Consider the following 22,213-nt stretch of genomic DNA (forward strand, 5'->3'; position numbering starts at 1 on the left):
TGTTATCCTCCCGTGGTAGTGGCGTTGCCACTTCACATGTCATTTGTGCCTATGGTAAGCAAAACCACGTTGCGACACAATCCCGACCGTTTTAGTCGGCTATTGGGCGAGCGGCATGGCTTACTTGCTGTCCTTGCGAGCACCCTTTGGTATGATAAGCGCCGCTCACCCATGACGACGCCAACAAGAATATCCTTTTCGACCGAGACGCTGGAGAACTTCCCCTGCCATGGCCGCTAGTGATTTGACTGCATCCCTTACCCAACGCCTGACCCAACGCATCCTGATTCTGGATGGCGGCATGGGTACCATGCTGCAGAATGCCCAGCTCAGTGAAGAGGATTTTCGTGGCGAGCGTTTTCACGACTGGCCTTCCGATCTCAAGGGCAACAACGACCTGCTGGCCCTGACCTGCCCCGACGTGGTGGCACGTATCCACCGCGACTACCTGCTGGCTGGTGCCGATATTCTCGAAACCAACACCTTCAACAGCACGCGACTTTCCCAGGCCGACTATGGCATGGAAGACCTGGTGCCCGAGCTGAACAGGGAGTCTGCCCGGCTGGCCAGAGAAGTGTGTGATGCCGTGGCCGCGGAAACCGATATCCCCCGCTACGTGGCAGGTGTGCTGGGGCCTACCTCGCGTACTGCTTCGCTGTCGCCGGACGTCAATGACCCCGCCAAGCGCAACGTGACCTTCGACGAGCTGCGCGAGAATTATTACGAAGCTGCCAACGCGCTGATCGAGGGTGGTGCCGATCTGATCATGATCGAGACCATTTTCGACACGCTCAATGCCAAGGCCGCCATTTACGCCCTTGAAGAGCTTTACGAAGATCTGGGCCGTCGTTTGCCGATCATGATTTCGGGGACCATCACCGATGCCTCCGGGCGCACCCTGTCAGGGCAGACCACCGAAGCCTTCTGGAACTCCATTCGTCATGCCCAGCCCCTCTCGGTGGGCCTCAACTGTGCGCTGGGCGCCGAAGAGCTGCGCCCTTACCTGGAAGAACTGGCCACCAAGGCCGATACCTTCGTGTCGGCACACCCCAATGCGGGCTTGCCGAACGAGTTCGGCGAGTACGACCAGACCCCAGAAGAGATGGCGGCCATCGTAGGCGAGTTTGCCCAGAGCGGTCTGGTCAACATCATTGGCGGCTGCTGTGGCTCCACGCCGGAACATATCCGCGCCATTGCCGAGGCCGTTCACAGCATGGCGCCCCGCCAGGTGCCCGAGCGCCGTCGCGCCTGCCGCCTAGCGGGCCTGGAGCCTTACAACATCGAGGCCGACTCGCTGTTCGTCAACGTGGGTGAGCGTACCAACGTGACCGGCTCGGCCCGCTTCAAACGCTTGATCGTCGAAGAGGACTTCACCACGGCGCTGGAAGTGGCGCTGGAGCAGGTCGAGAGCGGCGCGCAAATCATCGACATCAACATGGACGAAGGCATGTTGGAGTCGCAGGAAGCCATGGTGCGCTTCCTCAACCTGATTGCCGGGGAGCCTGACATCGCCCGGGTGCCCATCATGATCGACTCCTCCAAGTGGGACATCATCGAGGCGGGCTTGAAGTGCGTGCAAGGCAAGGCGGTGGTCAACTCCATCTCGCTCAAAGAGGGTGAAGCGGCGTTCCGCGAACAGGCCACCAAATGTCGCCGTTTTGGTGCGGCGATCGTCGTGATGGCCTTCGACGAAGAGGGCCAGGCCGATACCTTCGCCCGCAAGGTGGAAATCTGTGAACGCGCCTACCGCCTGCTGGTGGACGAGATAGGCTTCCCGGCGGAAGACATCATCTTCGACCCGAACATCTTCGCCATCGCCACCGGCATCGAGGAGCACAACAACTACGCCGTCGATTTCATCGAGGCCACCCAGTGGATCCGTGAGCACCTGCCCCATGCGATGATTTCCGGCGGCGTCTCCAACGTGTCGTTCTCGTTCCGTGGCAACAACCCGGTGCGGGAAGCCATCCACTCGGTGTTCCTCTACCATGCGATTCGCGCCGGGCTCACCATGGGCATCGTCAACGCCGGCCAGTTGGCGGTTTATGATGACCTGCCCGCCGAACTGCGTGACGCCGTCGAAGACGTGGTGCTCAACCGCCGCGATGATGGCACCGAGCGGTTGCTGGACATTGCCGACAAGTACAAGGGAGATGGCAGCGGCGCAGCCAAGAAGGAAGATCTGGAGTGGCGCAGCTGGCCGGTCAACAAGCGCATCGAGCATGCGCTGGTCAAGGGCGTGACGGCGTTCATCGAGGAAGATACCGAAGAGGCCCGCGCCCAGGCTGAACGCCCCATCGAGGTCATCGAAGGCCCGCTGATGGATGGCATGAACGTGGTCGGCGACCTGTTTGGCGCGGGCAAGATGTTCCTGCCCCAGGTGGTCAAGTCGGCCCGCGTCATGAAGCAGGCGGTGGCCTATCTGATCCCGTTCATCGAAGCCGAGAAAAGCGCCGAGACCCAGGCCAAGGGCAAGATCGTGATGGCCACGGTCAAGGGCGATGTCCACGATATCGGCAAGAACATCGTCGGCGTGGTGCTGCAGTGTAACAACTACGAAGTGATCGACCTGGGCGTCATGGTGCCCACCGAGAAAATTCTCCAGGCCGCGATTGACCACAATGCCGATATCATCGGCCTATCGGGCCTGATCACGCCTTCGCTGGATGAAATGGTCCATGTGGCCAAGGAGATGCAGCGACGCGGCATGAACCTGCCGCTGCTGATCGGCGGTGCGACGACCTCCAAGGCGCATACCGCCGTCAAGATAGAACCCCAGTACGACCACCCGGTCATCTACGTCACCGACGCCTCCCGCGCCGTGGGCGTGGCCGGCAAGCTGCTGGCGCCCAACCTCAAGGCGGCCTACGTCGCCGAGATTCGTGAAGAGTACGAAAAGGTCCGCGAGCGCAACGCCAAGCGCCGCCCCAAAGCCGCCGACCTGGACTACACCCAGGCCCGCAAGCGGCGCTTCCGCACCGACTGGGCCACGCATACCCCTGTGGCCCCCCGGCAGCCGGGTTTGATGACCTTCGATGATTACGATCTGAACGAGCTGGTGGAGCGCATCGACTGGACGCCCTTCTTCATGAGCTGGCAACTGGCCGGCAAATATCCGAAGATTCTCGACGACGAGATCGTGGGTGAAGCGGCGCGCAGCCTGTTTGCCGATGCGCAGGTGATGCTGCGCAAGCTGATCGATGAAAAACGCGTGCAGGCGCGGGGGGTAATCGGCCTGTGGCCTGCCAACAGCGTGGACGACGATGTCATCGAAGTCTATGCCGACGAATCCCGCACCCAGGTCATCGAGCGTCTGTATCATATACGTCAACAGACCACCAAAGGCCGTGACGGCATCTGTTACAGCCTGGCAGATTTCATCGCCCCCAAGGAGAGCGGCAAGGCCGACTGGATCGGGGGCTTTGCGGTCACCACGGGCCATGGTGTGGATGAGCTTTCCAAAGCCTATGAAGCGGCGGGAGATGACTACAATGCCATCCTGGTACAGGCACTGACCGACCGTTTGGCAGAGGCCTTTGCCGAGCGTATCCACGAGCGGGTGCGCAAGGAGTTCTGGGGCTACGTGCCGGAAGAGGCGCTGGACAACGAGGCCTTGATCGCCGAGAAGTACCAGGGCATCCGCCCTGCCCCCGGCTATCCTGCCTGCCCTGATCACACCGAAAAAGCCACGCTGTTCCGGCTGTTGGAAGCCGAAAAGAATACCGGACTCGTGCTGACCGAGAATTTTGCCATGTGGCCAGCGGCGGCGGTGTCCGGCTGGTACTTTGCCCATCCGCAGTCGAAGTACTTCTCCACCGGCAAGATTACCCGTGACCAGGTCGATGCGCTGGCGCAGCGCAAACAGATGTCGCTGGAAGAAATGGAGCGCTGGTTGGCGCCCGTGCTCTCCTACGATCCGAGCTGATGTCGCCGGTTCGTCGTCAGAGCAAGGTCGTGCGCCTTGCTCTCCCGATCATGCTGGGTATGTTGTCTCAGAGCATGCTCAACCTGGTGGATGCCGCGCTGGTGGGCCACTTGGGAGAGGAGGCTCTGGCAGGCGTGGGGCTGGGTGGCTACGCCATGTTCATGATGACAGCACTGGTGTTCGGCCTCTCGTCAAGCGTGCAATCCCAGACCGCTCACGCTTTCGGAGAAGGCCGCACCGCGCCCACTGCCTTGCAGGCCGGGCTGCTCATCAGTCTGGGGGTAGGGGTTCCCTTGACCGCCTGGGCATGGTGGCAAGCCCCCTGGTGGATACAGCTGATCGCTCCCGCCGATGATGTCTCGCAGGTGGCCGTCGACTACTTTCGCTGGCGGGTACTGTCGCTTGTGGTGATCGCCATGACCCTCTGCCTGAGGGGCTACTGGAACGGGCTTCAGCACACCCACCTGTATTTGCGTATTGTCATGGCGGTGCATCTGGTCAACGTGCTGCTCAGCGCAGGGCTGATTTACGGGTTGGCAGGCTTGCCTGCGCTGGGCACCAATGGCGCGGCCATGGGCACCAGCCTTTCACTGCTGCTGGGTCTGCTGGCCTGGGCCTGGGTAACGCTGTGGGCGCGCATTACGTGGCAGCCCTTGCCGTTGGCGGCCCTATGGCAAACCGTCCGGCTGGCCTTCCCCCACTCCCTTCAACAGCTCTGGTTTGCCGCGGGCTATGTGGTACTGTTCTGGCTGCTGGGGCGGTTGGGTACCTCCAGCGTGGCGCTAGGCCATGTGCTGGTGAACCTCTCTCTGCTGCTGATTCTGCCTGGCGTGGGTATTGGCGTGGCTGCCATGAGCCTGGTGGGCGAAGCCCTGGGGCGTGACGATCAGCGCGAGGCACATCGCTGGGGGCTGGACGCCCTTCGCGTCGCGGCCATGATGTTGAGTATACTGGCGCTGCCCATGCTGCTGTTTCCCGCGCAGATTCTGGCGATCTTTTTTACGGATCCGGCGCTGCTCGAACTTGGGACACTGCCGCTACGCATTACCGCCGTGATGATCGTGCTGGATGCGGCTGCCCTGGTGCTGGCCCAGGCGTTGATGGGAGCGGGCGCACAACGTACCGTGATGCTGTTGACGCTGGGCATGCAGTGGCTGGTATTTCTACCCTTGGCCTGGTGGGTCGGCATCGTCATGGGCTACGGGCTGGTCGGCGTATGGCTGAGTCAGCTATGCTACCGGCTACTCAATTCCGGCAGTTTTTTATGGGTATGGCAGCGACGACGCTGGCTGGCCCATAGCCTCAAGGCCAATGCCTGAGCGCAACCCCATTAATAGCATTTAACGATAAAAAGATAATTATATATTCTTTTGTAGAATATGACGCCCGCGTTAAGGTGGCGGCACAGTACCGTCCGTCCCGACGTGACCATTTCGCTTTTAGCAGGATCGTGCCACATGTACCGTTATGATATTCACGACCAGACGCTGGTCGATGAGCGCGTCGCTCAGTTCCGCGACCAGATGGAACGCTACCGCGCAGGGCGTTTGGGAGAAGAAGAGTTCCGCCCCCTGCGGTTGCAGAACGGGCTCTACATTCAAAAGCATGCCCCAATGCTGCGCATTGCCATTCCCTACGGCATGCTGGCGGGCTATCAGCTGCGCGCGCTGGCGGAGATCACCCGTCGCTACGACCGCGGCTATGGCCACTTCACCACGCGCCAGAATCTCCAGCTGAACTGGCCCGCCCTGGAAGACGTGCCGGACATCCTGGCAGAACTGGCCAAGGTGCAGATGCACGCCATCCAGACCAGCGGCAACTGTATCCGTAATACCACCAGTGACCAGTTTGCGGGTATCGCCAACGATGAAGTGGAAGACCCGCGCCCCTGGTGCGAGCTGATTCGCCAATGGTCGACGCTGCACCCCGAATTCGCTTACCTGCCGCGTAAGTTCAAGATCGCCGTCACCGGCGCCGCTCAGGACCGTGCAGCCATTCAGGTGCACGATATTGGCCTGCGCCTGTGGCGCAACGACGAAGGTGAGCTGCGCATTTCGGTGCTGGCAGGCGGTGGCCTGGGACGTACGCCGATGATTGGTGACGTGGTCCGCCATGACCTGCCCTGGCAGCACCTGCTGACCTACCTGGAAGCCTGTGTACGGGTGTACAACCAGTTTGGCCGCCGCGACAACAAGTTCAAGGCGCGCATCAAGATCCTGGTCAAGGCGCTGGGTATCGAAGAGTTCCGTCGCCGCGTCGATGAAGAGTGGGCCCACCTGAAGGATGGCCCGCAAACGCTGAACCAGGCCGCCGTGGAGGCCGCCAAGGTACACTTCCCGGAGCCCGAGCGCCGCCCTGTCAGCGAGAGCGCCATCGACGCCTACGAACAGCTGCGCAGTGAAAACCGCAGTTTTGCGCGTTTCGTCACCAACAACGTGACCGACCACAAGGTGCCGGGCTACAAGGCCGTGACGCTATCGCTCAAGCGCCGTGAGCACGCGCCTGGCGACGTGACCGCCGACCAGATGGACGCCGTTGCCGACCTGGCAGACCGTTACAGCTTCGGTGAAGTACGTGTTACCCATGAACAGAACCTGGTGCTCTCGGACGTGCCCGTCGACGAGATCGAAGCACTCTGGAACGAGCTGGACGCGCTGGGCATGGCCAACCCCACGGTAGGCACGCTCAACGATATCATCTGCTGCCCCGGCGGTGATTACTGCGGCCTTGCCAATGCGGTGTCGATCCCCATCGCCCAGGCGCTCCAGGAGCGTTTCGAGGACCTCGACTTCCTTTACGACCTGGGGCCGCTGGACCTGAACATCTCCGGCTGCATGAACGCCTGTGGTCACCACCACGTGGGCCATATCGGCATTCTGGGTGTCGACAAGAAAGGCGAAGAGTATTACCAGATCTCGATTGGCGGTAACGCCACCGATGATGCTTCGTTAGGCAAGATTCTCGGCCCCTCCTTCTTCCGCGAAGACGTGCCGGGTGTGGTCGAGAAAGTGCTGGAAGTGTACGTGGCCGAGCGCCACGAAGATGAGCGCTTCCTGGATACCTACCGTCGCATCGGCCTGAAACCCTTCAAGGAGCGTGTTTATGCCCAGCAATGACACTCACGCCGAGGCGCTGCCACAGGCGCCGGTGCACGTGGATCACCTGATCGACAACGGTGAATTGGCCGCTGAGAATGCCTGGTGCGTTTCCTACGATGCCGACGCGCTGCCCGAGCAGCGTCCTGCTTTCGTGCCGCTGGCGCTCTGGCAGGCAAACAAGGAAGATGCGGAACTGGCCCCCCTGCTGGCCAGCGATACCGAGCTGAACGCCGAGCTGGCCAGCGTCCTCGACACAGCGCCTGCCGTTGCCGTCGACTTTCCTGCCTTTACCGATGGCCGTGGTTACACCATTGCCCGCCTGCTGCGGGAGCGTTACGGCTTCACGGGGGAAATTCGTGCGGTCGGTGACGTGTTGGTCGACCAGCTCGATTACATGCGCCGCTGCGGGTTTTCGACCATGGCCCTGCGGGATGATCAGCACCCCGAAGACGCCCTGCGTGCCCTCAACGCCTTCAGCGTTCGCTACCAGACGGACGTCGAAGAGCGTCAGGCGCTGTTCGAGAAGCGTTTGACCGCCAGCCACTAGGCGCGGCCATCCGCTAAAACAAACGCCGACCGGGGCAGCCCCTGTTGGCGTTTTTGCGTTCAGCCGCGCCGTTTCTGCTGGCGCTCTCGATTGTGGGCCTTGGCGCGATCGCTCTTGCGCAGCATCACCCATGTGGCGCCCAACCCACCCTCCGACGGCTGGGCGGAGACATACGCCTGCACTTCGTCGAACTGAGTCAGCCACTTGGCGATATAAGAGCGTAATACGTTGGCTGGGCTATCCAGCTCGCGGCCACGCCCATGCACGATCAGCACCGAGCGCAAGTCGTGGGCATAGGCCTCCTGAATGAACGGAAACAGCATGCGCCGACACTCCGCCAAAGGCCTGCGCAGCAGGTGAAGCTGAGCTTGAACGCTGTAACCGCCGTGCTTCAACTTATCGACCACGCCCTGCTGGGTTCCCTCACGGCGAAACTCGATGGGGTCGAAAGGAGGCAGCAGATCGACAAAGTCGTCGGACAGAAAATTGCGCTCATCGAAGCGCTGAGCGGCGCTCTCGCGTCTGGCCAGCTGCGCCTCGGAGGGCGTTTGCCGCCGAGGGCCTGTATCGGCACGGTTTCGCTTGGCCAGCGGCGTTACCTCGCCGACCAGCGAACGGAAATCCAACTCATCCCGAAGTGACTGACTCATCTCAGGCTCCTTTCGTCAGCTATAGAGTGCCACGCTACTCTCTACCATCGTAGCAAACCCCGCGATATTGCTTAAGACTTGTCTTGTGTCGTCACGCCGTTCAAGCTGAGAGATTTGCAACCTGAGGAGTGATGCCCATGGTTTGGGTCAAACGCGGGCTGTGGGCCATGGGGCTATTGTTGATCGGCATGGCCGGGTGGCTGTGGCTGACCATGCTGAGCCCCTGGTTTTATGAACGCCCCGATAGCGTGGCCGAGGTCGAACCGCGCACTCACCAGGTGTTCGTCTATGGCACGCTGCGCTACTGGCCGGTGCGCTGGGCGGTCATGGGCGCGTCCGGCGATCCAAGCGAAGCACGGCTACCGGGCTTCGAACGCCGGGGCCTCGACCTGGCGCCTAACCCAGCGGCCCACGTGGAGGGGCTGCTGTTGACCGTGACGGCAGATCAGTTGGAAAGGCTGGACCGCTACGAACGGCTGGGGGTGCGCTATAACCGCATCAAACAGCCGCTGGCCAACGGGCAGCAGGCTTGGGTATACGTGCGCTTGCCAACCCTCGGGCAACGTTGGCTTGCCCCTCCTGTCGACCTGGCCGCTCTGGTAACATACCCCACATCTTTGACGACGCCGCCAACCCCAGGCAGCGTCCTTGCCTATTTCAGGCCCCTTCAGGAGCGACCATGAGCAGCGATGCTACCCCTTATGTATTGATTCTCTACTACTCTCGTTCAGGCGCGACGGCAGAGATGGCACGACAGCTGGCCGCCGGCGTGGAAAGCGTGGCAGGCATCGAAGCACGCCTGCGCACGGTGCCGCCAGTATCAACCACCTGCGAGGCCGTCGATCCCGAGATTCCGCAAGAAGGCGCGGTTTACGCCACGCTGGACGATGTACGCCACTGCAGCGCGCTGGCATTGGGCAGCCCGACCCGCTTTGGCAACATGGCCGCCCCTTTGAAGTACTTCCTGGACAGCACCAGCAACCTCTGGATGAATGGTGCACTGATCGATAAACCCGCCTGTGCCTTCACCTCGACCTCCAGCCTTCACGGTGGCCAGGAGAGCACGCTGCTGAGCATGCTGGTGCCTCTGCTGCACCATGGCATGGTGTACGCAGGCGTGCCTTACAGCGAGACCGAGCTACTGAGCACCCAAACCGGCGGAACTCCCTACGGGGCGAGCCACGTGGCGGGCGCCCGCAGTGACCGCCCGGTGGATGCCGACGAACGCGCGCTGTGCCGAGCACAAGGCAAACGTATTGCCCGGCTGGCCATGGCACTTGAAGCAATGCGCCGCAAGGAGGCTTCATGAGACAGTGGCTGGATGGTCTGGAACAGCGCCACGGGCTGGATACGTTGACCCGCTACTCCCGCCAGCTGGTGCTGGGGAGTTTCGCGCTGCTGATGCTATTGGTCATCTATCGTGGGTTCTTCATTCAAGGGGATGAATTCAACTGGCGGCCGGTGGTGGCGTTCATTTTGCCGCTGCTACTGTTCTTGCCCTCGATCATTGGCCAGCGTGCGCGCGGCCATGCCTGGCTGGCCTTCGTCAGCCTGCTCTACTTCACCCAAGGGGTCATGCTGGCCACGCTGCCAGGGCAAGGCCTGCGCGGCGTGCTGGAAGCCATCGTGGCATTGGCGCTATTCACCGGCTGTATGGGCTACGCGCGTTTCCGTAGCCGTCAGCAGCACCTGAAAGGCTGATCTTACGCAAACCACAGCCAACCACTGACACCCGCCGCCACCAGCAGCGCGCCGACGGCACACAGCCGCTGGGTAGCCGCCGAGTGAACGGCGGGTGCTTCATCCACGGGCGGCCGGGCAAAGCGTTTCACGCCAGTGACCATGGCAGCAAGTAGCCCTTCCCCCTTGGCACCATGTAGCGCCACCCCGGCCACATGCACGCCGATCAATATCAACAGCAAATCACTGTTCAGGGCGTGCAGCCTGGCGAGATCGCGGCTGAGGTCACGTTCGATCCAGCCGTTCAGCGGCCCCTGGAAGAAGATATCGTCACTCAGGAACAGACCGCTGAGGGCTTGAAAGCCAAGACTCAACAGCAGCAGCACGACCATCCAGCCGCCCAACGGGTTGTGGCTGGCATAGCGTGGCTCCTGGCGCTTCATCAGCGCACGAACATAGTCGGTAGTACGCGCCGGAGAGTAGAGAAAGGTAGAGAAACGAGCGTAGCGACTGCCTACCAGCCCCCACAGTACGCGGAAGACGACCAGCCCTAGAATCACATAACCCGCCTGAGCATGTACCTCGATGGGAAACAGAAACGGCGCCCCATCGGTTTTGGTCGTGTAAAAGGCCAGGGCGACCGCGACCAGCAAGGCCAAGTGGCACAGGCGTATCAGTACATCCCATACTGCAATGCGTCTTGTCTCCTTCTGCATTCCCCGTTCCTCTGTCATGGCGCTGGCAAGGGGTCTCATTATCCACGTTGCTATCGCCGTCACAAGCACAGGTAGCAAAGCGAGGCATGATCAATGCTTGAGCTTTACGCACAGACCAGCGAACATAACCCGCATACAATTGATGAAAGCAAGGGAGATCCGCTCATGACACGTAACATTGCCGATGTCAGGCGCGACTACGAAGGTGGACGTCTGGAAGAAGCCGCCGCCCCCAGCGACCCGTTTGTGCTGTTCGATGAGTGGTTCAGCCTTGCCCTGGAAGAGGAAGGCCAGGATGGCAATGCCATGACCCTGGCCACGGTGGATAGCCAGGGGCGCCCTCATGCCCGCGTGGTACTGCTCAAGGGCTTCGATGCTCAGGGCATGGTGTTTTTTACCAACTACCACAGCCACAAAGGCAGCGAGCTCAATAACGTGCCTTACGCGGCACTCACCTTCTGGTGGCCGTCGCTGTCGCGGCAGGTGCGTATCGAAGGGCCTGTCCAGCAGGTTCCGGCGGCAGAGTCAGACGAGTATTTTGCCAGCCGCCCTCGCGGCAGCCAGCTGGGCGCCTGGATCGCTACCCAGAGCGTGGTGATTCCTGACCGCAACTGGATCGAGGAGCGTCAGAAGCGCTTCGAGCAGGCGTATGAAGGTCAAACGATTCCGCGCCCGATTCACTGGGGAGGTTACCGGGTCAATCCTGAAATGATCGAGTTCTGGCAAGGCCAGCCAAGCCGCCTGCACGACCGCCTGCGCTACGAGCGCCGCGACGGTGGCGAGTGGAGCCGCTTCCGCCTGGCGCCCTGACATTACTTTCCATATCACCTTGCCTGAGGAGGCCGCTCCTCAGGCAGTACCCACCTTTAATCCGGTAAACTCTCCAGGCGATGGCGCTGCCATTCGCTATCTGGCTCGTTGAGTCTCAGCACTGCATCGATCACCTGCTCCTCCATGTTATAGCGGCAGCGGAACCCCAGGTGCTTCATCAGCGCCCGCATGGGGTGGTTGTCCACCATGATCTTGCCGATCATTTCCAGGGTGCCGATGCTGGTGCAGTAATCGATCATCTTTTTCATCAGCAGACTACCGATCCCCAGGCCCTGCAAATCATCGCGAATGATGATCGAGAACTCGGTGCGAATGTTGTCGGGGTCGTTCCACACCCGCACCACCCCCAACATCTCCTTGCTGCCATCGTCGTGCTGATGCTCGGCAATGAAGGCCATCTGCCGATCATAATTGATGTGCGAGAGAATCGAGAGGTCGCGCTGAGTCAGGCTGGACTTGTTGTGAAAATAGCGAAAACGGATGCTCTCCTCCGACAGCTGCCGGTGAAAGGCGGTGATCAGCGGCGCATCTTCTGCTCGAATGGGCCGTACTTCCACCTGCCAACTGTTTTTCAGGGAAACCCATTCCCGCAGCTCTTCCGGGTACGGCATGATGGCGAACCGGGCGGGAGTGCCCAAATCCATGGCAAAATCCACCGCCAGCATGCCGTCACGGTTGAGCAGCAGCGGGTTGAGCTCCAGGCCGCGCAGATCGGTCAGGTCGGAGGCCATCTGTGACAGCTTGACCAGCAGCTGGCAGAGCCGCTGAATGTCCCGCTCGGGGTCGGCAGAGTGTTCTCGGATCAATGAGGCGGCATGGGTGCGGCCGACCACATCCGAGGCCAGGCTCATGTTCAGTGGCGGCAGGGCCACCTGCCGATCCGCCAGCACGTTGACCTTGTAGCCCCCGATGCCAAACACGATCAGCGGGCCGAACACCGGATCTCGGGTGATGCCGGCACAAATCTGCATGGAGTGCTTGCCCCGCTGCATGGGCTGAAGGCAGTACTCACGCACGCTGTGTTCAGGGAATTTCTCGCGGACCTTGTCACCCAGTTGGCGCACGCCATCGGCCACCTGTTGGGCGCTTTCGAGGTCCTGCAGCAGGCCTGCGGACAGCTTGTGAGGATGTTTGCGATAACGATAGGGTCGGCAGTTGCCGTCGTGAATCACTTTCAACGCCTTGGGCCCCGGAAAGCGGTCTGCCACCTGCAAAGCTTCTTCCGGCGACTGGAGGTAGACACTTTCTGCCGTAGGGATGCCGTAGGCTTCCAGCACCTGGGCGGTTTCCGAGTGGGTCAGCGTTTGCCGCCCCTGCTCCTTGGCGTGTTTGATCAGGGCGCGGCACTCGGCGCGAATGGCCGGGCTGGTGGAAAACGGCAGGCTGGGCGGAATCTCATGCAGTAGCGCCTGCACCCGCTGATAGTCGACCATGTGCATGAAGGCCTTGACCGCTTTTTCCGGCGACGTGTAGGTGGGTATCCCCGCCAGGTTACAGACATGGCGGGCGTTCAGAGCTTCCTTGAGCCCCATCCAACTGGTCAGCAGGTTTCGCTTGAAGGTTTTGCGGTGATCGATCAGTGCCTGGGCAGTGGCCACCGACGGCGCAAGACGAGTGGGGGCGTGAACCACCAGTACCGCATCGACATTAGGGTCTGCGGTGACGATTTGCAGCGCCTCGACGAAACGCTCCGGCGTGGCGTTGCCCCCCAGGTCCACCGGGTTTTCCCCCGGTTTGCTCATGTCGACCTGGTTCTTGTGCAGTGCCGCCTGGGTGTCGGCGTCGAACTCGGCCAGCGTGCCTCCGGCACTCATCAGCTTGTCGATGGCCAGCATGGCGGGGCCCAGGCCATTGGACACGATGGCCAGGCGGTCTCCGCGCAGCGGCTTCATGCGCGACAGCGTTTCCAGCGCATCCAGCATCTCGTCCGAGTCATTCACTCGCACTACCCCTGCCCTGGCAAAGGCAGCATCGAACACTACGTCACGATTGGCGATACCCGGCGTCGGCGGCATGCCGGAAATATCCGATTGCGGGGTTCGACCACTCTTGATGGCCACCACCAGCCGGTTGCGCGAGGCATCCCGCACGGAGGTCATGAAGTGCTGGGCGTCGGTGACCCGTTCGAGGTGCAGCAGGATGGCCTGGGCCGGTGAATACTGATTCACGTAGTCGATCAAATCCGGCAGCAGCACATCGACGCTGTCACCCACGGTAATCAGATGGGAAAAGCCCACGTCCCGCCCGGCTGCCCAGTCGATCATCGCATTGGCCAACATGCCGGACTGGCCCAGATACGCGACCCGCCCGGCCTTGATGGGTTGGCTGGCATAAGAGGCGTTGAGCTTTTTGCCAGGCACGATCAGCCCCATGCACTCCGGACCCAGCACTCGGATGCCGGATTCCCGAGCGGCCTGCAGCATGCGTTGACGAATCGACCCCTTGTCGCCCTCCTCGCGGTCCAGGTAGGCGCCGCCTGACAGCACCAGCGCGGCCTTGGCGCCGAACTTGCCCAGCTTGCGGATCAAACGAGGCACGCCCTCGATAGGCGAGCAGATGACACACAGGTCAGGGACTTCCGGCAGCTCGTCGACATTTCTGACGCATTTGACCCCAAATACGCTGTCGTAGCCCCTCAGGTTCACCGCCCATAGCGCACCTTTGAAGCCCGCCTCCTGCACGTTGCCCAACACGAGCCCGCCTAGCGACTCAGGCTTTTCAGACGCCCCAAACACGGCAATGGAGCGAGGCTCGAAAAAATGGTGCAGAAAGCGTGTGCTCACGAAGGCATCTCCTCTGACATGGGTCCCTACTGTGTACGACTTATTGACACTGTCGCGCAAGCCCCCGGGGCGATTAAGGTGGCTTTACTGTCACCGGAGCACTTGCATGATTACCGCCTACCTTACCCACCCCCACTGCGTATTGCACCATATGGGGCCGGAACATCCCGAAAGCCCTGAGCGATTGGAAGCCATTCGGGCACGCCTGTCGCTGAGCGGGCTGCTGCAACAAACCATGCAGGGGGATGCCAAGGAAGCGGATGATGAGGCGCTTGCACGGGTGCACCCCCTACGCCACCTGAAAGCGCTGGAAAAGTGCGTGCCCGATGAGGGAATCGTAACGCTGGACAGCGATACCATGATGAACCCGGAGAGCCTGAAAGCGGCCAGAGTGGCGGCCGGAGCGGTGATTCGTGGCGTCGATCAGGTTTACAAACGGCAGGCAGACAACGTGTTTTGTGCTGTCCGACCCCCTGGGCACCATGCGGAAGCTGCCGACGCCATGGGCTTCTGCTTCTACAACAACGTAGCGGTGGGCGCTGCCCATGCCCGCGCAAAATATGGCGCTCGGCGTATCGCCATACTCGATTTCGATGTCCATCAGTGCAATGGCACCATCGATATTTTCAAGAATGACCCCGATGTGCTGGTCTGTACCAGCTTCCAGTACCCCTTCTATCCATGGCGCTACCTGCGCAGCGAGTGGCAGAACGTGGTCAATACACCGCTGGAGGCCGGCACCGACAGCGCGGCGTTTCGCACAGCCATCGAACGCCAGTGGCTACCAGCGCTGCATGCGTTCAAACCGGACCTGGTGATGCTATCGGCGGGGTTCGATGCTCACCGCGAGGACCCCATGGGCGACCTATGCCTGGAGGACGAGGACTTTTACTGGGTGACGCACCTGGCCATGGAGATAGCGGCCCTGTATGCCGACAACCGAGTGGTGTCCGTGTTGGAAGGCGGCTATAACCTGACCTCGCTGGCCAGCAGCAGTGAAGCGCATCTCAAGGCCTTGTTGGGGTTGCCTTTCACCGATACGCCCTAGGGCGCCACCGCGCCTCTTTCGCCTGTGGTACCATGCGGCTCTCGTTGACGTTCTCACTCATTGACGCTCTCACTACGTGACCTTTATGACCGCGACCTCCGAAGAGCATGCCGCGCTGCGCATTGCCTCAGGGCGAAAACCTTTTGTCGAGCCGCTGCGCCTGGGTGAGCGACTTAAGCAGATCCGTCTGGCCAACCAATGGACGCTGGAAGACGTGAGCCAACGTACCGGTATTGCCCGCTCGACGCTGTCCAAGATCGAAAATGATCAGGTCTCGCCAACCTTTAGCGTGGTTCAGAAGCTAATCAGCGGTTTGAATATCGACCTGCCGCAGCTGTTTACGCCGCCCAAGCGTGAGCGCTACACCATGGGCCGTCGTGATCTTACCCGCAAAGGCAAAGGGCAGCTGCACCCCCCCCCCACCTACGAACACGAGCTACTGGGGCATCAGTTGGCGCAAAAACGCATGATCCCGTTCAAGACCATCGTGCGCGCCCGTAGCTTTGACGAATATCATCAGTGGGTGCGTCACGACGGCGAAGAGTTTTTGATGGTATTGCACGGCGATATCATGCTGTACACCGAGTTTTATGCCCCGTTGGTACTGGCAGAGGGTGACAGCATCTATTTCGATAGCGACATGGGCCACGCGCTGGTGTCGACCAGCCAGGACGATGCCGTGGTGCTCTCGGTTTGTACGCGAGGAGACCTGGTATAGCGCCTGCCATGATCAGCAGGCGCTCGTTCAAAGACAGTTGGTCGGCTTGGGCAAACCGGCAATCCGCGCAATACGTTTCGGCGGGCTGCCAGGAAAGAGCGTCATCAGATAGATCGAGCGCCCTTTTTCTGCTCCCAGTGCTTGTGTGGTGGCCTTGACCAACGGGCGCATCGCAGGTGCCATCTCGTAACGGGCATAGAAGTCTCGTACCACATGGATGATTTCCCAGTGTTCTGTCGTCAACGACATGCCTTCGTCGTTCGCCAGCCACTCCGCTACTTCTTCTGACCACTGGCCTTGCTCTACCAGATAGCCCTCAGGGTCAAGTTGGATTGTTTTAGCCGAATCAAGATAACGGTATAAATCTTCATTACTCATATCAATACCACGTCAAGATCTGCGGGTGCTGTTCGGTCAAGCGGACAAACATTGGCATATCCGCCAACGGCTTGTCAGATGCATATCCACTCAACCCGCGGGCTACCACATCGTCATGCAGCGCCAGCACCTCCACGCCTTCCATGCGCCAGCCCTGCCAGGCATCGTGCAGCACGGCCTGAACGGCGTCTTCGATGAGCAGTACCGTGTCACCCGGGGAAACGACTGCCAGCATCTGGTGTGCGGCGCTGTGCTCAGGTGGTTTGTTGACTATATGCAGCATCGTATGTCGCCCATTAAAAGGTGAGTACCTGTTCATGACGTGCCAACAGCTCAGGCAGCTCCGCTGCTGGCAAGCACTTGACCCCTTCCCGCAGGTGATCGGGCGTCAAGCTCAGCTCGTCCAGCGCTTCTTGGGGCACCCACAGGTCGTTGATGTCGTACATTTCCAGCATGTTCATCGTCGGCAGCGTCGCTTTTTGGCCCGGCGCGCCAGCGCCCTGCTCCTTGAGCAGCGCAAACACCCCCTGCCCCATGAACAGCAGGCTTACCTCTTCACCAAATGCCGCCGCCACCAAGGCCACATCCAGCCCTTCACGCAAGGCGTTGGACGCATGGGGCCCATGACGAATGATCACCAGACGTTGAGAAGTGCTCATCAATGGCTCCTAGGCAAAGGTGATCAGGCGATCACACTGCTGCTGTAACGTTAAAAGCTGGCCAAGCCCGGTCAGCGAGAACGGAGCCTCCAGGTTGGCCACGCTCTTGCCATGGCGTTTCGCCTCGGACTCATCGAGCAACCCCCGACGCAAGGCCGCTGCCACGCATACATCGAGCATCACACCGTGGGTATGATGGAGCTCAACCCACGCCTCGCGCAGGTTGAGCTCATCCTGAGGCGGCGTCATCAACGACGACGCATTGTGAACCCCATCGCGGTAGAAGAACACACCGGCAACCCGATGCCCACACGCAATGATCTGATGGGCAAAGCGCAGCGCTGAATGAGGAGCGGCACTTGAATACGGAGCGCCCATCACTAACAGGCCATACTGCATGGCTCACCTCTCGTTTTAGCGAAGCCAAAAAAACAGACCCTACTGGGTAGGGTCTGTTGGTACTTGCATGATGCTCTCATTCAGTGAGCATCCCTGCTACATCAATCGTTGCTCATGATGCCCAGAATGGACAGCAAGCTGATGAACAGGTTGTAGATCGAGACGTAGAGAGTGACGGTCGCCAGAATGTAGTTGGTTTCGCCCGCCCGGTGAACGATCTCACTGGTTTGATACAGAATTGCCGCCGAAGCGAACAGCACAAAGCCCGCGGACACCATCAAGGAAAGCGCCGGAATGTTGAAGATCAGCCCCGCTACCATGGCCAGCACCAGCACGATCGCGCCAGCCAGCAGGAAGTTGCCCAGGAAGCTGAAGTCTTTCTTGGTCGTCAGCGCCACAGCCGACAGACCAATAAACGTCAGCCCCGTCATGGCCAGCGCGTTCATGATCAGCGCGCCACCGTTGGGCAGTGTCAGGTAGGCCGAGATGATGGGGCCCAGCGTAAAGCCCATGAAACCGGTGAACGCGAAGGTTGCCAACAGGCCCGCGGCTGAATTGGCAGTCTTGTGCACCAGGAACATCAGGCCGTAGGCGCCGATGAAGAACACGAAAATGTTCAGCTGCTGAATGCCCATGGCCACAGACACCCCTGCCATGACGGCAGAGAACAGTAGCGTCATTGCCAGCAGCGCGTAGGTGTTGCGCAGAACCTTGTTGGCACTGGCACCACTGACCGTGGTGGTCTGTGCTCTTGCCAGGTTGGAATCGTTAAAAGCCATTATCAGTGCTCCCTATATGGTCATACTCACAACGGACAAGAATGCCGTCCTCAGGTTCCATACGCAAGTTTTTGTCTTTAAACGCAACGAGTGTCTTGCGTTGTCGCCTCGAGTGGCGATTCAACTATGCTGATATTTCCCAACATACATTGGACACGACAATGCGCCACAAGATCCCTGTCATCATCTCTTCCGTAGGTTGTTTCGCCTTGGCGGCCACACGCTATAAGGTCGATGGTGAGTCCTTCAGCGTATTCAGCAGCGAGCGCTATCACGAACGCGCCGACCAGCAGTCCTGGGCCACGTTTTAACAGTGGCTGGCAGAGATGCTTTAATCAGCACCAAAAAAACGACGGCAGCTTTGAAAGCTGCCGTCGTTTTTTTATCCAGCCACAGTCAACGAACAACGCTACCCCTTACACGGACGATTCGCTATCGCCCTCTTCATCCCGATGCGGTGTCACCACGGTAGAAGCAGACTGGCGGGCATCCTGAGCGTTGTAGAGACGCGCATCGATCACGTTCAGTACCGCCAACTGGGCAAACAGTACAGCGAAACAGATAATCAGACCTTTCAACATGGCGGTATTCCTTAGGAGGCTAACAGCCTGTTAGCATAATTTGGATGTTAGCCAAATGCTGAAAGAATGCAACGGCGCCGAAAAAATAAAGTGCCCCAGGCGCGTCAGAACTCTTCGGTATCGATATCCGCCTGCTGTGCATCGCTGTAACGGCTGCCTGCTACCGTCTCTGGGCGCATCATCTGACGGAGGCTGGCCAATACATCCGCATCGAGGCGAAGGTTCTCTGCCGCCAGGTTCTCACGCATGTGCTGGGTAGAACAGCTGCCCGGTATCGGTACGACGTTCTCCCCCTGTGCACAGACCCAGGCCAGCGCCAACTGGGCAGGCGTCCACCCTTGGTGTGCGGCCAGCGCCTTGACATCAGCCAGTGCTTGTACATTCTGCACCAGGTTATCGCCCGTGAAGCGTGGCATGTTGGCCCGCATGTCGCCCTGAGGGAACGTCGTATGCGTGTCCATCGTGCCCGTCAGGAAGCCTCTGCCCAGGGGGCTGAAGGCTACCAACGTCACTCCAAGCGCTTCACAGGCCTGCTTGAGGGCAATTTCGGGGTTGCGGGTCCACAGCGAATACTCGGACTGAACGGCCGCAATGGGGTACTCGGCATGAGCCCTGCGTAACGTCGCTGCTGAAATCTCCGATAGCCCCACCGCGCCCAGCTTGCCCTCCTCTACCAGGCGCCCGAGCGCGCCCACGCTCTCTTCGATCGGCACCTGACGGTCAAGGCGATGCAAATAGTAGATATCGAGATGATCGGTTTTCAGACGCGCCAAGCTCTCTTCACACTGTCTGCGCAAGGTAGCGGGACGACCGTCGATCACCCGTTGGCCGCGCTCCATGTCCATGGCCATTCCGCCTTTACTGGCCAGCAGCAGCGCGTGACGTTTGTTGGCCAGGGCGCTCCCCAGCAGCCGCTCGTTGGCCGTACCGCCATACAGCGTGGCGGTATCGAAATGGCGATATCCCATCTCGAAGGCTTCTTCCAGGGCACGGATGGCCTCGGCGTCCGATACGCGTTGGCCATACCCATGGGACAGGTTCATGCAGCCCAGGCCAATGCGGGGTGACCCGACCTCGTTCAAACGCTTCAGAAATCCAGACATGAATAACCTCGACTTGCCTATTCAAGTGATCAGGACACGGCGGCGTGTACGGCTATTTGTTCGGCGAGCCAGTGTGGCACGCGGTGTTCGAGATAATAGCGTGGCCGCCATGGCGTGCCTTCGATAAATCCCACATGGCCCCCCTGTGCATGCAGCTCCAGCGTGACGCAAGACGCCCACTCACCGCTCGGCGGCACGCTATGAGGATAAACGAAAGGGTCATCCGACGAATGAATCACCAGCGTGGGTCTTGCGATGCGGCCAATGAAGTAAGCACTGCTGCAACGGCGATAATACTCGGCCGCACTGGCAAACCCATGCAAAGGCGCCGTCACGCGACCATCGAAGTCCCAGAAGGTGCGCATCCCCTCCAGACTTTGCAAAGCGCTCAAACGTGCCAACTCTTCCTCGCGGCCCTGGGCTTCGAACGCGTGACGCTTGTTCTCCACGTAGCGGCGCAGGTCACGCAGAAAGCGCGCCTGATACACCCTGGACGCCCCCTGGCTGATACGGTCGGCACAGTGGTCGAGCCGAAAGGGAACCGACACCGCCACAGCGGCCTGTAAAGGGCACTGCTCGCCGGTTTCTCCCAGGTACTTCAGCAACACATTGCCACCCAAGGAGTAACCGACGGCGGCCAGCGGTTTCTGCGGCGCCCGCCCTACCAGTTGGGCCACGATATCGGCCAGGTCTTCGCTGGCCCCGGAGTGATACCCTCGGGCTCGGTGATTCGGCTCACCGGAGCAGCCACGCCAGTTCACCGCAACGCTTTGCCAGCCCATGGCCGCCAAGGCCTGCTGCTGGCCAACGATATAGTGAGAAGAAGCACTGCCCGTCAGACCATGCAGCAACACAGCACAAGGCACCTGCGGCCCTTCAGGCCCATACCAATCCAGGTCGATGAAATCCCCATCCTGCAGGGTCAGGCGTTCACGGTGGCGCGACAGGGCCGCACGGCGACGTAACAGCGGGCTATAAACAGTTTGAAGATGGCCATTGACCAGCCAGCGGGACGGCTGAAACACAGGCAGGGCTCCTGTTACACGCTCAAGTAGCCGATAAGCTTAACAAACTTTCGGCAACCGTTGCCGATATGCGCTAGGGTTAACGTACCCATCATGACCAAGGAGAGGATTATGGAACGTTTTGCCGTCTACCGTGCAGTAAAGGAAGGTGCCGAAATCGACGACCAGCCCGAGTGGTGGGTGGTCGACACGAGGGATGAAAACGAACGCGACGGCGAGCTGGTTCGCCATCGAGGCGCCACCAAGCCCGAAGCCGACGATGTGGCCAATACTCTCAACGAGCAAACACACGACGAGCAGCCATAAGGCTACTCATCCACGTCGACCTTGCGCAAGTCTTTCACGGCCACGCCTTCCGGCAAATCGTCGGGCTGAGCAGCCAGCCACACGGGCGACAGGTCGCTATCCTCTCGCCCATCGTCATGACGATGCCCCGGTATTCGATAGACCACCCGCTCTCGGCGATGGTCCCAGGCAAATACTTTATCCATGGTGCGCTCCTGCGCAAGTGATACCTCGATCAAAACCCGCCTTGGCGGGTTTTGATGCGTCATGTCAGGCGCTTTCTCAAGGCCTTTCCCACAGCATGTCACCGGTGGGGCCATCCAGGCGCAGAACCTCGATACTCAACTGCGCATCGTCGCTGATCGACGGATTCCCCCATGCTCCGGTGCTATCCGGGGCCAGGCTCCACTCCAGCGTTTCACCGGGCTCGATGCCCCCGGAAATGGTATAGAAGAAGGTTTCATCCACCCAGGGCGTCGACCGCCCCGGGCTTTGCAGTACGCCTCGAAAATGGGCCTGTGCCACCGGTTCGCCCGTGTTGTTGGTCACTCGAAGTTCGATCACCGGCGTGCTGCCAGCCCCCCCTTCATCGCTTAACCGATACTCGGCACTTTCCACCACGAACCGGCTCAGCATTTCTTGAGCAATGGGCTCTTCCAGCTCATGGCCTTCCTTGTCTTTCTCGGGCAAGTCCCCTGACAGGGCCAGCACTTGCGGCCCACTCAACCCGTGCAAACTGCGCCGGGCCTCGGTCGCGAGGGCTTCCAGCTCGTCATCACGCAGTTCACTGAGCTGAACGATGGTCAGCCCCTGCTGGGAACGGCGCATCAGCAGCGTATTCACGGCCTCGTCGAAGCGTTCAGCCTCGCTGTCATCCAGTGAAGCGCGAATTTCATCGAGGGACCGGTCAAAGTATCGTGGGTTGGAAGCATCGATGGTCGGGTCTGCAAAAGCAACGCCCACCATCGCCATCGTCATCGCTACCGCTAATATCCGTTTCATAGAGTC

Annotated in this window: 25 protein-coding genes; 12 read left to right on the top strand and 13 right to left on the bottom strand. The window is 60.3% G+C overall.

The window, feature by feature from the left end:
• The first annotated feature begins 229 nt into the window (after positions 1-229).
• From metH to CWI66_RS01110, 4 genes are all read left to right on the top strand, one after another.
• A complete protein-coding gene (gene metH / locus CWI66_RS01095) occupies positions 230-3,925 on the top strand; it encodes a methionine synthase (RefSeq protein ID WP_100730681.1) in 3,696 nt (1,231 codons plus the stop codon).
• Positions 3,925-5,244 carry an MATE family efflux transporter gene (locus CWI66_RS01100; protein WP_100730682.1) on the top strand — a complete coding sequence of 440 codons (1,320 nt, stop codon included), beginning with the start codon at positions 3,925-3,927 and terminating at the stop codon, positions 5,242-5,244. Before metH ends, CWI66_RS01100 begins: the two co-directional genes overlap by 1 nt.
• Before the next feature lie 138 nt (positions 5,245-5,382).
• Complete coding sequence (locus CWI66_RS01105) at positions 5,383-7,041, top strand: nitrite/sulfite reductase (protein ID WP_100730683.1); 1,659 nt, start codon at positions 5,383-5,385, stop codon at positions 7,039-7,041.
• Entirely contained in the window at positions 7,028-7,570 is a 543-nt protein-coding gene (locus tag CWI66_RS01110; protein WP_081135645.1) for a DUF934 domain-containing protein, read from the top strand. Before CWI66_RS01105 ends, CWI66_RS01110 begins: the two co-directional genes overlap by 14 nt.
• Before the next feature lie 59 nt (positions 7,571-7,629).
• Here the strand turns inward: CWI66_RS01110 and smrA are convergent, their stop codons facing one another.
• Positions 7,630-8,220, bottom strand: a complete 591-nt coding sequence (gene smrA / locus CWI66_RS01115) for a DNA endonuclease SmrA (protein WP_016913852.1) — start codon at positions 8,218-8,220, stop codon at positions 7,630-7,632.
• Positions 8,221-8,357: 137 nt separating this feature from the next.
• On the opposite strand from smrA, the gene CWI66_RS01120 reads away from it, so the two are divergent.
• The 3 genes from CWI66_RS01120 to CWI66_RS01130 are packed head-to-tail and all read left to right on the top strand — an operon-like array spanning position 8,358 to position 9,921.
• Positions 8,358-8,903: a gamma-glutamylcyclotransferase family protein gene (locus tag CWI66_RS01120; protein ID WP_081135647.1), complete on the top strand. Its 546-nt coding sequence runs from the start codon at positions 8,358-8,360 to the stop codon at positions 8,901-8,903.
• Positions 8,900-9,529, top strand: coding sequence for an NAD(P)H:quinone oxidoreductase (gene wrbA, locus CWI66_RS01125; protein WP_016913854.1), 630 nt, complete (start codon positions 8,900-8,902; stop codon positions 9,527-9,529). Before CWI66_RS01120 ends, wrbA begins: the two co-directional genes overlap by 4 nt.
• Positions 9,526-9,921 carry a DUF2069 domain-containing protein gene (locus CWI66_RS01130; RefSeq protein WP_016913855.1) on the top strand — a complete coding sequence of 132 codons (396 nt, stop codon included), beginning with the start codon at positions 9,526-9,528 and terminating at the stop codon, positions 9,919-9,921. Before wrbA ends, CWI66_RS01130 begins: the two co-directional genes overlap by 4 nt.
• 2 nt (positions 9,922-9,923) lie before the next feature.
• Here CWI66_RS01130 and CWI66_RS01135 read toward each other — a convergent pair whose 3' ends face one another.
• Entirely contained in the window at positions 9,924-10,616 is a 693-nt protein-coding gene (locus CWI66_RS01135; protein WP_100730684.1) for a cytochrome b/b6 domain-containing protein, read from the bottom strand.
• 165 nt (positions 10,617-10,781) lie between these two features.
• Between CWI66_RS01135 and pdxH the strand changes: the two genes are divergently transcribed.
• On the top strand, positions 10,782-11,426 hold the full coding sequence (gene pdxH, locus CWI66_RS01140; protein WP_100730726.1) for a pyridoxamine 5'-phosphate oxidase: 645 nt from the start codon (positions 10,782-10,784) through the stop codon (positions 11,424-11,426).
• A 56-nt stretch (positions 11,427-11,482) separates the two neighbouring features.
• Here pdxH and CWI66_RS01145 read toward each other — a convergent pair whose 3' ends face one another.
• The gene (locus tag CWI66_RS01145) at positions 11,483-14,230 is read right to left on the bottom strand and encodes a bifunctional acetate--CoA ligase family protein/GNAT family N-acetyltransferase (protein WP_100730685.1); all 2,748 of its coding nucleotides are present in this window, start codon (positions 14,228-14,230) and stop codon (positions 11,483-11,485) included.
• Between the two features lie 106 nt (positions 14,231-14,336).
• Between CWI66_RS01145 and CWI66_RS01150 the strand changes: the two genes are divergently transcribed.
• Together CWI66_RS01150 and CWI66_RS01155 are read left to right on the top strand one after the other, a co-directional pair.
• The gene (locus CWI66_RS01150) at positions 14,337-15,278 is read left to right on the top strand and encodes a histone deacetylase family protein (protein ID WP_100730686.1); all 942 of its coding nucleotides are present in this window, start codon (positions 14,337-14,339) and stop codon (positions 15,276-15,278) included.
• Positions 15,279-15,363: 85 nt separating this feature from the next.
• A complete protein-coding gene (locus tag CWI66_RS01155) occupies positions 15,364-15,996 on the top strand; it encodes a helix-turn-helix domain-containing protein (RefSeq protein ID WP_100730687.1) in 633 nt (210 codons plus the stop codon).
• Between the two features lie 27 nt (positions 15,997-16,023).
• Here the strand turns inward: CWI66_RS01155 and CWI66_RS01160 are convergent, their stop codons facing one another.
• The 5 genes from CWI66_RS01160 to CWI66_RS01180 form a co-directional block, all read right to left on the bottom strand.
• Positions 16,024-16,374, bottom strand: coding sequence for a TusE/DsrC/DsvC family sulfur relay protein (locus tag CWI66_RS01160; protein WP_100730688.1), 351 nt, complete (start codon positions 16,372-16,374; stop codon positions 16,024-16,026).
• A 1-nt stretch (position 16,375) separates the two neighbouring features.
• Positions 16,376-16,657 (bottom strand): sulfurtransferase complex subunit TusB, encoded by a 282-nt coding sequence (gene tusB / locus CWI66_RS01165; RefSeq protein WP_100730689.1) that lies wholly within the window; start codon positions 16,655-16,657, stop codon positions 16,376-16,378.
• 13 nt (positions 16,658-16,670) lie between these two features.
• The gene (gene tusC, locus CWI66_RS01170) at positions 16,671-17,033 is read right to left on the bottom strand and encodes a sulfurtransferase complex subunit TusC (RefSeq protein WP_100730690.1); all 363 of its coding nucleotides are present in this window, start codon (positions 17,031-17,033) and stop codon (positions 16,671-16,673) included.
• Between the two features lie 9 nt (positions 17,034-17,042).
• A complete protein-coding gene (tusD, locus tag CWI66_RS01175) occupies positions 17,043-17,432 on the bottom strand; it encodes a sulfurtransferase complex subunit TusD (protein ID WP_100730691.1) in 390 nt (129 codons plus the stop codon).
• Between the two features lie 101 nt (positions 17,433-17,533).
• Positions 17,534-18,211 (bottom strand): Bax inhibitor-1/YccA family protein, encoded by a 678-nt coding sequence (locus tag CWI66_RS01180; protein ID WP_039177898.1) that lies wholly within the window; start codon positions 18,209-18,211, stop codon positions 17,534-17,536.
• A gap of 161 nt (positions 18,212-18,372) precedes the next feature.
• On the opposite strand from CWI66_RS01180, the gene CWI66_RS17930 reads away from it, so the two are divergent.
• A complete protein-coding gene (locus tag CWI66_RS17930) occupies positions 18,373-18,522 on the top strand; it encodes a hypothetical protein (RefSeq protein ID WP_157808937.1) in 150 nt (49 codons plus the stop codon).
• 105 nt (positions 18,523-18,627) lie between these two features.
• Here CWI66_RS17930 and CWI66_RS18140 read toward each other — a convergent pair whose 3' ends face one another.
• The 3 genes from CWI66_RS18140 to CWI66_RS01190 all read right to left on the bottom strand — a co-directional run bounded on the left by CWI66_RS18140 (position 18,628) and on the right by CWI66_RS01190 (position 20,920).
• Entirely contained in the window at positions 18,628-18,792 is a 165-nt protein-coding gene (locus CWI66_RS18140) for a hypothetical protein (protein WP_016913867.1), read from the bottom strand.
• A gap of 104 nt (positions 18,793-18,896) precedes the next feature.
• Positions 18,897-19,895 (bottom strand): aldo/keto reductase, encoded by a 999-nt coding sequence (locus tag CWI66_RS01185; protein WP_100730692.1) that lies wholly within the window; start codon positions 19,893-19,895, stop codon positions 18,897-18,899.
• A gap of 29 nt (positions 19,896-19,924) precedes the next feature.
• On the bottom strand, positions 19,925-20,920 hold the full coding sequence (locus CWI66_RS01190) for a hydrolase (RefSeq protein WP_100730693.1): 996 nt from the start codon (positions 20,918-20,920) through the stop codon (positions 19,925-19,927).
• A gap of 111 nt (positions 20,921-21,031) precedes the next feature.
• On the opposite strand from CWI66_RS01190, the gene CWI66_RS01195 reads away from it, so the two are divergent.
• A complete protein-coding gene (locus tag CWI66_RS01195; RefSeq protein WP_016913870.1) occupies positions 21,032-21,226 on the top strand; it encodes a hypothetical protein in 195 nt (64 codons plus the stop codon).
• Between the two features lie 2 nt (positions 21,227-21,228).
• Here CWI66_RS01195 and CWI66_RS01200 read toward each other — a convergent pair whose 3' ends face one another.
• On the bottom strand, positions 21,229-21,411 hold the full coding sequence (locus tag CWI66_RS01200; protein WP_081135673.1) for a hypothetical protein: 183 nt from the start codon (positions 21,409-21,411) through the stop codon (positions 21,229-21,231).
• Positions 21,412-21,487: 76 nt separating this feature from the next.
• The gene (locus tag CWI66_RS01205) at positions 21,488-22,207 is read right to left on the bottom strand and encodes a DUF6694 family lipoprotein (RefSeq protein ID WP_157808938.1); all 720 of its coding nucleotides are present in this window, start codon (positions 22,205-22,207) and stop codon (positions 21,488-21,490) included.
• Positions 22,208-22,213 lie beyond the last annotated feature (6 nt).

The sequence above is a fragment of the Halomonas sp. 141 genome, from assembly GCF_002810305.1.
Lineage (GTDB): Bacteria > Pseudomonadota > Gammaproteobacteria > Pseudomonadales > Halomonadaceae > Vreelandella > Vreelandella stevensii.